At 66.7% G+C, this 1289-nt stretch carries 2 protein-coding genes; both read right to left on the bottom strand.

The genetic code is table 11. From position 1 onward, the window contains the following. Positions 1 to 543: 543 nt before the first annotated feature. Positions 544 to 798 carry a Txe/YoeB family addiction module toxin gene (locus OP18_RS50570; RefSeq protein ID WP_033367965.1) on the bottom strand — a complete coding sequence of 85 codons (255 nt, stop codon included), beginning with the start codon at positions 796 to 798 and terminating at the stop codon, positions 544 to 546. After that, complete coding sequence (locus OP18_RS50565) at positions 795 to 1067, bottom strand: type II toxin-antitoxin system Phd/YefM family antitoxin (RefSeq protein ID WP_033367964.1); 273 nt, start codon at positions 1065 to 1067, stop codon at positions 795 to 797. Before OP18_RS50565 ends, OP18_RS50570 begins: the two co-directional genes overlap by 4 nt. Positions 1068 to 1289 lie beyond the last annotated feature (222 nt).

Raw genomic sequence — 1289 nt, 5'->3', positions numbered from 1 at the left:
GGCTGTACTAGATCAAGGCGCCTTCGGCGCAGCCCGGACGTGGTCGCCCGGCTCGGCGTGCAAGCGGCGCCCGGCGCAAGCGCCGGCGCCGTAAGCCCGTCCGGCCGGTACGCCACGTCCGGGCCGGACGATGTGCTCTTGACGGACAGCAGCAGTCGGCTTACGGCTCGTCGGAGTTCAGCCTGACGATGACTCGGGTTCGTCTGGCGCATTGCTCGTAGCTCCCGCCAGACACCGGTCGCTTCGCTCCCTGCCATCTCCATCTGTAGTCGCGCTCTTGCCTCCGGCGGGGCCTCTGGGTTCCGGAGGGGGCGCCCCACCGCATCCCCGTCGTCCAGGCAAAGCCAACAGGCCGGCGGCGGGGCCGCCAAGCGTGGTCGCGGACGTTGCGGTCCGTACTCACTCGGGCAGCCCCGCCGCCGGCCTGTTCCCGGGTGGGTGGACGACGGGTATACGGAGGGGCTTGAGCGGAGGCGTCGGCTGGTAGCAGGCGCCGCGAGCGCGACGACGTACGTACAGGACACATGTCCGTAGGGCGCGTCGTCATTCGTAGTGGTAGCGGCACTGCGCGATCTGCACCGTGTCGTCAGCGATCCGGTACACCAGGCGGTGCTCCTGGTCGATGCGCCGCGACCAGAACCCGGACCAGTTGCCGCGGAGCTGCTCCGGCTTGCCGATACCCTCGTGACCGTTGCGGCGGATGTCCTCGATCAGCGCGTTCACCCGCCTGAGCATCTGCCGGTCCTGCTGCCAGCTCAGATAGTCATCCCAGCCACGGCTGGCGAACTGAACCTTCACGCCGCGGACGCCTCATCCGCGTCGAGCAGGTCGTGCACCTCGCCGCCGCCCGCACGGAGCTCCTCGATGGCCTCGTTCAGCCGGCGGGCATTGGCCGGGCTCGCCATCAGGTACGCCGTCTCCTTCAGCGACTCGTACTCACGCAGCGAGATGATGACCGCGGACTCGTGGCCGGAGCGGGTGATCACGACCTCCTCGGCGTCATCCACCACGTGGTCAAGCATCTTGGCAAGGTTCTGCCGGACCTCTGAGTAGCTGACCGTGCGCATGGCACCCCCGAACTGAACTCAACCGAACTGACGTACAAGAAATTGTACGACCTGCCATGCGGTGTGTCAGGTCCGCTCGCCCGCCAGACGGCAGGGCCAGAAAAGTACAGCAGCAAAGTACAGCAACCGACCGTACCGAGCCGGACCTCAGCAAAGCTGAAACCGTTGTGTAGCAACGAATCCGGCTTCACTGAACCGTACTGCCGCGACTCCGTAGGTTCA

Source organism: Dactylosporangium aurantiacum (assembly GCF_000716715.1).
GTDB classification, from domain to species: domain Bacteria; phylum Actinomycetota; class Actinomycetes; order Mycobacteriales; family Micromonosporaceae; genus Dactylosporangium; species Dactylosporangium aurantiacum.
Note: the sequence above shows the minus strand (reverse complement) of the source record. Positions and strands in the feature narration are given on the sequence as shown.

Coding starts and splice junctions, on each gene's coding strand:
- OP18_RS50565 (WP_033367964.1), bottom strand. CDS start 1,067: ATGCGCACGGTCAGCTACTCAGAGGTCCGGCAGAACCTTGCCAAGATG.